Source organism: Mycoplasmopsis cynos (assembly GCF_900660545.1).
GTDB classification, from domain to species: domain Bacteria; phylum Bacillota_I; class Bacilli_A; order Mycoplasmatales; family Metamycoplasmataceae; genus Mycoplasmopsis; species Mycoplasmopsis cynos.
The window spans coordinates 1-7,546 of record NZ_LR214974.1; the positions used below are offsets into that span (position 1 = coordinate 1).

General features: G+C 22.9%; 12 protein-coding genes. 5 read left to right on the top strand and 7 right to left on the bottom strand.

The features are described from left to right. A partial coding sequence (locus EXC48_RS04745) for a class I tRNA ligase family protein (RefSeq protein ID WP_223216270.1) occupies positions 1–404 on the top strand: 404 nt, incomplete at its 5' end. An 848-nt stretch (positions 405–1,252) separates the two neighbouring features. Here the strand turns inward: EXC48_RS04745 and EXC48_RS05090 are convergent. The 5 genes from EXC48_RS05090 to EXC48_RS00030 all read right to left on the bottom strand — a co-directional run bounded on the left by EXC48_RS05090 (position 1,253) and on the right by EXC48_RS00030 (position 3,497). Then, positions 1,253–1,510, bottom strand: a complete 258-nt coding sequence (locus EXC48_RS05090; protein ID WP_129720328.1) for a S16 family serine protease — start codon at positions 1,508–1,510, stop codon at positions 1,253–1,255. A 161-nt stretch (positions 1,511–1,671) separates the two neighbouring features. Then, positions 1,672–2,058, bottom strand: coding sequence for a hypothetical protein (locus EXC48_RS00020; RefSeq protein ID WP_129720321.1), 387 nt, complete (start codon positions 2,056–2,058; stop codon positions 1,672–1,674). Positions 2,059–2,181: 123 nt separating this feature from the next. Beyond that, positions 2,182–2,487 (bottom strand): hypothetical protein, encoded by a 306-nt coding sequence (locus EXC48_RS00025; RefSeq protein WP_129720322.1) that lies wholly within the window; start codon positions 2,485–2,487, stop codon positions 2,182–2,184. Between the two features lie 32 nt (positions 2,488–2,519). Then, complete coding sequence (locus tag EXC48_RS05000) at positions 2,520–2,654, bottom strand: hypothetical protein (protein WP_268814388.1); 135 nt, start codon at positions 2,652–2,654, stop codon at positions 2,520–2,522. A 318-nt stretch (positions 2,655–2,972) separates the two neighbouring features. Beyond that, positions 2,973–3,497 (bottom strand): AAA family ATPase, encoded by a 525-nt coding sequence (locus EXC48_RS00030; RefSeq protein ID WP_129720323.1) that lies wholly within the window; start codon positions 3,495–3,497, stop codon positions 2,973–2,975. A gap of 442 nt (positions 3,498–3,939) precedes the next feature. Here EXC48_RS00030 and EXC48_RS00035 point away from each other — a divergent pair, with 442 nt between their 5' ends. From EXC48_RS00035 to EXC48_RS00050, 4 genes are all read left to right on the top strand, one after another. Beyond that, the gene (locus EXC48_RS00035; RefSeq protein ID WP_129720324.1) at positions 3,940–4,245 is read left to right on the top strand and encodes an AAA family ATPase; all 306 of its coding nucleotides are present in this window, start codon (positions 3,940–3,942) and stop codon (positions 4,243–4,245) included. Positions 4,246–4,710: 465 nt separating this feature from the next. Further along, complete coding sequence (locus EXC48_RS00040) at positions 4,711–4,920, top strand: hypothetical protein (protein ID WP_129720325.1); 210 nt, start codon at positions 4,711–4,713, stop codon at positions 4,918–4,920. Positions 4,921–4,958: 38 nt separating this feature from the next. After that, complete coding sequence (locus EXC48_RS00045; RefSeq protein WP_129720326.1) at positions 4,959–5,147, top strand: hypothetical protein; 189 nt, start codon at positions 4,959–4,961, stop codon at positions 5,145–5,147. Positions 5,148–5,690: 543 nt separating this feature from the next. Next, positions 5,691–6,128 (top strand): S16 family serine protease, encoded by a 438-nt coding sequence (locus tag EXC48_RS00050; RefSeq protein ID WP_165035589.1) that lies wholly within the window; start codon positions 5,691–5,693, stop codon positions 6,126–6,128. Between the two features lie 200 nt (positions 6,129–6,328). On the opposite strand, the gene EXC48_RS04750 is transcribed toward EXC48_RS00050, so the two are convergent. After that, the gene (locus tag EXC48_RS04750) at positions 6,329–6,502 is read right to left on the bottom strand and encodes a hypothetical protein (RefSeq protein ID WP_223216271.1); all 174 of its coding nucleotides are present in this window, start codon (positions 6,500–6,502) and stop codon (positions 6,329–6,331) included. A 10-nt stretch (positions 6,503–6,512) separates the two neighbouring features. Continuing rightward, positions 6,513–7,337: a class I tRNA ligase family protein gene (locus EXC48_RS00060; RefSeq protein WP_235666645.1), complete on the bottom strand. Its 825-nt coding sequence runs from the start codon at positions 7,335–7,337 to the stop codon at positions 6,513–6,515. Between the last annotated feature and the right edge of the window lie 209 nt (positions 7,338–7,546).

The window sequence follows — 7,546 nt, forward strand, 5'->3', positions numbered from 1 at the left end:
CATTATATGTTTGATTAGATGCTTTATGCAATTATATTACTGCACTTGGTTATGATGTGGATGATCCAAATTCACCTGAATTCTTAAAATTTTGACAAGATGAAAATGTTGAAAAGGTTCATCTTGTTGGGAAGGAAATCACAAGATTTCATATGATTTACTGACCAATATTTTTAAAAGCATTAAATATCTCATTACCAACTAGAATTCAATCTCATGGATGGATTTTAGATCAATACGGACGCAAAATGTCTAAATCATTAAATAATGTGGTTGATCCATATGACTTATTGCAAAAATACCATCCTGAAATGATAAAGTATTACTTAGCTACTCAAATAAATTTTGGCGATGATGGGATTTTTGACGAAATAGATTTGTCAATGTTATTAATTCAGATCTAATTAATAATTTTGGTAATTAATTTCTCGTACATTGAAATGAATATCTTTCTTTTGGTTCAATGTCTTTAAATATTATAAAACAGAATATTTAGAGGATATAGAACTCGAAATAATATGATAAACATTTAAAACATATTTAATTATTTAATGAATACCAGGTTGATAAGGCGCTTAAAGAGATAATTTCACTTCTGATTCATTAAATAAGTATATTGACATTGTTAAACCATGGACTTTAAAGAAACTTATCAAGATTGGAAGAAATTTTGATAAGATTATTAATGGAATTTATACTATTGCTACATGTTTGCAGGTTGTTTTACCAAAGAAAATGGAAGAAGTAAAAAATGCTTTAGGTATGAATGATTATCATTTGATTTAGTTTTAGATTTCAATAAGTTTAATGAAACAACTCAAAAGAGCAATTTATGTTGTTTGAAAGAATTAATGTAAAAAATAGTGAGGAATAATGATATACTCAAGATCTTTTAAATATATAATTAACCCAGAAAAAATCAAAGGTTTATTGATTATTTATATGTGTTTACTCAAAAGCTAGAATGTTTGAAACTAATTATCTTTGGAATATGGTTTAGAAGGAAAAGATAAATTATTGTTTTACAAAGATGATCAACTAGACAAAGCTATCAAGATTTTATTAACATTCCAGAGTTTGATAAAGAAATAAAAACTCTTGAAAAAATGTCTAAGAAAATTGAATTTTATTCGATTTAGAACTAGAAAGATAATTTTTAGATTTTATATGCATCAAAAAAGCATTCATCATAATGAATGCTTTTTGATCAATTTTATTTAATTAACATCTTATTTTTATTTAAGAATAATCATTAAAAAATTTCATCATAGGTATTTATTAAAATAACATTCATTTCAGGATTTAAATAACTAGATATTTTTAAATAGTCCTTCTCATTTTCTTTTGGAATGAATACTTTCTTAATACCTGAATTTGAACATTTGATTAATTTTAGGTCAATTGCACCAACGGCTTTAATACATCCTTCAAGTGAAATTGCACCAGTAAATGCTGTGTCATCAGGAATTTTATATTTAAATTTTGAGATAATCGCTGTTGTTAAACTTATTCCTGCTGATTTCCGCTTATTTGAGAGTTTATATCATTAGTAGAAATACAAAACCCTTATTAATGTGATGTTTTATTTCGCTAGGATTGTACGCTTTTAAGTATTCATAAGCAACTTCTTTTGCTATCTTTACAGATAATTCATATCATCATTACTTTTCATTAAGATCATATCATCATTGCTTGAAGAGAATTGAGTAATAATTTTGAAATAAAGGCTTTATTATAAAAAGGCGATACCCCAATAATGTTAACTAGACCAGGTTTTTGAATATTACTTTCATTATTATTTTGATCTTTATAAATGTTTTCACTATCCCAATTATTAAATGCTTCTATATTTAAATTAGAAATGTTGTGTTTATTTAAATAACTGAAAAAGTCAAACAAAGCACTTTTAAGATTATCTAAGCATTGATTTTTATTTAAAGAAACAAAGTGAAGAATTTGATCATTTGTAAATTGTATGTTTGAATTAAATTTTTGATTTATTTTAGGAATTTCTCTTTTAATAATGTTTCTATTTTTCATTAAATTTAATTTCTTCAAACATATGAAAATTATGATTTATTAGTGCGTTATTATATTCATTGAAAATAAAGAATACTATTGATTTTTTATATTTATATCTAAATTTAATATTGATCTTTTATTTTTTTAGTATTAAATTGATTAAAATGAAATTAATATGTTCGGGCGATAAGTGCTAATATTTTTTATGAAAATAATAGGATTATTTACTTTTGATTTAATAATTTCACTAGTAAGTAAATTCACATTGTTGTTATTATTTAATGAATTTATAAATTTTGCAGCATCAATTGTTATTGTTTTTAGTTTTTTGTAATTTGAAATTGATTGAATAAATTGCTCGATATCAGAATTCTTACTACCAATGAGATTGAAATTTGTTATATCGTTTTTCAGATCATTTTTTAGATTAATAGCTGCACTTTTGAAGCCAATGATACTATTCATTAGATTTAAAATTAAATTAATTAGTTCATCTTTTACATTTTGATTTTTATTTGAAAAAGATTCAAGTATTTCAATTTTTTTTCTGTTTTCGCTAATAAATTTGGATTATGAGTAGTGTAATTATGCATTATTAAATTTTCTATTATTTTTTCAATATTATTTTTCATTATATTCCCCCTTTGCTATAACTTTATTTTTTCATACTTTAAAGTTATAATAATTTTTTTATTAAGATCCATTTCTAAAATAACGTTACTAATCGTAGACAAATATTAATATCTATAAAAGATTCTATTTTCCTTACACCAAAACCAGATTCAATAATTTTTTTGACCACTCTTTTAAATGATTTATGATCAAAAATAAAATCAATCTCATTTTTATATGAAGCAGAATTTGCTTAGTTGATCATTTAATTTTTTACAAAAATCTCATAAACAATGTCATTTGATATCTCGTTGAACAAGATGATATCATCAATCTTCCTAAATTTCTTCACGGAATTTTAGTTTTGCACTTTTTAATCATTCATTAGGTTTATTGATTAATCTTTTATATTCAAATAATGTAGAGTTTAAGTTTGTTGTGCAAATAACTATTGAGTTTTTTAAAGAGATTTCACTTCCCATATTATCTACATATGTTCCTGTTGATAATATTTGTAGAAGTATATCAATTGTTTTTTGCGATGCTTTTTCAATTTCATCAAATAAAACAATAGATTGAGGATTTTTTGATAATTGTTTACTTAATGTGCCATTTTGATCAATTAGCGATTTTATTTCATCAGCATATTCAGACATATTTAAAATCAAAAAATTTATCTTTTGAAAATAACTTTCAGCTATTAATTCTGCTGTTTTTGTTTTTCCAACTCCTGTTGGACCTGCAAAAAGATAACTTCTTCATGGTTTTTTGATTCTTGATTCAAATACATATCTATTTGGAATAGGTTTTGTTATTAAACATTTGTTTTTTTTTCGATAATTTCTGACTTTAAAATCTTTAATTTTTTATTTTTGAATTAATGTTTGATAGTCCAATTACAATAAAATATTTAAAGGTTTTTTTTATTATTTTGAAATTTCTTTAGTTTTTCAGAAATCTACGTTAAAAATTTAAATTTTATTTTTATTCAGGATTTTTTATTTATGATTTAATTTGTTCAATTTAATTTGAAAAAAAGTAACTATAGAAAATGTTATTTTAGTAAAAAGCTTTGTTTCACAAATTTAGAAATAACAATAAAAATTTGACAACTGATAAAAATAACTATATTAAATACATAAATCTGAACTTAATAACATAGTATTTCCATTTGAAAAAGATCTAAAAACCAATGACTATCAAACATTAATTCAAAATATAAAATCATTAAATGGATTTTAAAGTCAGAAATTATCGGACAAAATAAACAAATTGATTTAATAACAAAACCTATTCCAAATAGATATGTATGAATCAAGAAATCAAAAAACCATGAAGAAGTTATCTTTTTGCAGGTCCAACAGGAGTGGAAAAACAAAAACAGCAGAATTAATAGCTGAAAAGTTATTTTCAAAAGATAAATTTTTGATTTTAAATATGTCTGAATATGCTGATGAAATAAAATCGCTAATTGATCAAAATGGCACATTAAGTAAACAATTATCAAACAATCCTCAATCTATTGTTTTATTTGATGAAATTGAAAAAGCATCGCAAAAAAACAATTGATATACTTCTACAAATATTATCAACAGGAACATATGTAGATAATATGGGAAGTGAAATCTCTTTAAAAAACTCAATAGTTTATTTGCACAACAAACTTAAACTCTACATTATTTGAATATAAAAGATTAATCAATAAACCTAATGAATGATTAAAAAGTGCAAAACTAAAATTCCGTGAAGAAATTTTAGGAAGATTTGATGATATCATCTTGTTCAACGAGATATCAAATGACATTGTTTTGAGATTTTTTGTAAAAAATTAAATGATCAACTAGCAAAATTTCTGCTTCATATAAAATGAGATTGATTTTATTTTTGATCATAAATCATTTAAAAGAGTGGTCCAAAAAAATTATTGAATCTGGTTTTGGTGTAAGGAAAATAGAATCTTTTATAGATATTAATATTTGTCTACGATTAGTAACGTTATTTTAGAATGGATCTTAATAAAAAAATTATTATAACTTTAAAGTATGAAAAAAATAAAGTTATAGCAAAGGGGATATAATGAAAAATAATATTGAAAAAATAATAGAAAATTTAATAATGCATAATACACTACTCATAATCCAAATTTTATTAGCGAAAACAGAAAAAAAATTGAAATACTTGAATCTTTTTCAAATAAAAATCAAAAATGTAAAAGATGAACTAATTAATTTAATTTTAAATCTAATGAATAGTATCATGGCTTCAAAAGTGCAGCTATTAATCTAAAAATGATCTGAAAAACGATATAACAAATTTCAATCTCATTGGTAGTAAGAATTCTGATATCGAGCAATTTATCATCAATTTCAAATTACAAAAAACTAAAAACAATAACAATTGATGCTGCAAAATTTATAAATTCATTAAATAATAACAACAATGTGAATTTACTTACTAGTGAAATTATTAAATCAAAAGTAAATAATCCTATTATTTTCATTAAAAAATATTAGCACTTTATCGCCCGAACATATTAATTTCATTTTTAATCAATTTAATACTAAAAAATAAAAGATCAATATTTAAATTTAGATATAAATATAAAAAAATCAATAGTATTCTTTATTTTCAATGAATATAATACGCACTAATAAATCATAATTTTCATATGTTTGAAGAAATTAAATTTAATGAAAAATAGAAACATTATTAAAAAGAGAAATTCCTAAAATAAATCAAAAATTAATTCAAACATACAATTTACAAATGATCAAATTCTTCACTTTGTTTCTTTAATAAAAATCAATGCTTAGATAATCTTAAAAGTGCTTTGTTTGACTTTTTCAGTTATTTAAATAAACACAACATTTCTAATTTAATATAGAAGCATTTAATAATTGGGATAGTGAAAACATTTATAAAGATCAAAATAATAATGAAAGTAATATTCAAAAACCTGGTCTAGTTAACATTATTGGGTATCGCCTTTTTATAATAAAGCCTTTATTTCAAAAATTATTACTCAATTCTCTTCAAGCAATGATGATATGATCTTAATGAAAAGTAATGATGATATGAATTTATCTGTAAAGATAGCAAAAGAAGTTGCTTATGAATACTTAAAAGCGTACAATCCTAGCGAAATAAAACATCACATTAATAAGGGTTTTTGTATTTCTACTAATGATATAAACTCTCAAATAAGCGGAAATTCAGCAGGAATAAGTTTAACAACAGCGATTATCTCAAAAATTTTAAATATTAAAATTCCTGATGACACAGCATTTACTGGTGCAATTTCACTTGAAGGATGTATTAAAGCCGTTGGTGCAATTGACCTAAAATTAATCAAATGTTCAAATTCAGGTATTAAGAAAGTATTCATTCCAAAAGAAAATGAGAAGGACTATTTAAAAATATCTAGTTATTTAAATCCTGAAATGAATGTTATTTTAATAAATACCTATGATGAAATTTTTAATGATTTATCTTAAATAAAAATAAGATGTTAATTAAATAAAATTGATCAAAAAAGCATTCATTATGATGAATGCTTTTTTGATGCATATAAAATCTAAAAAATTATCTTTCTAGTTCTAAATCGAATAAAATTTCAATTTTCTTAGACATTTTTTCAAGAGTTTTTATTTCTTTATCAAACTCTGGAATGTTAATAAAATCTTGATAGCTTTGTCTAGTTGATCATCTTTGTAAAACAATAATTTTTATCTTTTCCTTCTAAACCATATTCAAAAGATAAATTAGTTTCAAACATTCTAGCTTTTTGAGTAAACACATATAAATAATCAATAAAACCTTTGATTTTTTCTGGGTTAATTATATATTTAAAAGATCTTGAGTATATCATTATTTCCTCACTATTTTTTTACATTAATTCTTTCAAACAACATAAATTGCTCTTTTTGAGTTGTTTCATTAAACTTATTGAAATCTAAAACTAAATCAAATGATAAATCATTCATACCTAAAGCATTTTTTACTTCTTCCATTTTCTTTGGTAAAACAACCTGCAAACATGTAGCAATAGTATAAATTCCATTTAATAATCTTATCAAAATTTCTTCCAATCTTGATAAGTTTTCTTTTAAAGTCCATGGTTTAACAATGTCAATATACTTATTTAATGAATCAGAAAGTGAAATTATCTCTTTAAGCGCCTTATCAACCTGGTATTCATTAAAATAATTAAAATATGTTTTAAAATGTTTATCAATATTATTTTCGAGTTCTATATCCTCTAAATATTCTGTTTTATAATATTTTAAAGACATTGAACCAAAAGAAAGATATTTCATTTTCAATGTACGAGAAATTAAATTACCAAAATTATTAATTAGATCTGAATTAATAACATTGACAAATCTATTTTCGTCAAAAATCCCATCATCGCCAAAATTTATTTGAGTAGCTAAGTAATACTTTATCATTTCAGGATGGTATTTTTGCAATAAGTCATATGGATCAACCACATTATTTAATGATTTAGACATTTTGCGTCCGTATTGATCTAAAATCCATCCATGAGATTGAATTCTAGTTGGTAATGAGATATTTAATGCTTTTAAAAATATTGGTCAGTAAATCATATGAAATCTTGTGATTTCCTTCCCAACAAGATGAACCTTTTCAACATTTTCATCTTGTCAAAATTTTAAGAATTCAGGTGAATTTGGATCATCCACATCATAACCAAGTGCAGTAATATAATTGCATAAAGCATCTAATCAAACATATAATGTATGTTGTATCTTCTAAAACTCTAATACCTCAATCAATATTAATTCTAGTTACAGATAAATTTTCTAAACCAATATTAATAAAATTGCTCAATAGTTCATTTTTTGTTTTAACTGGCATTAATCAATTTGGATGATAGTCAATATATTGAACT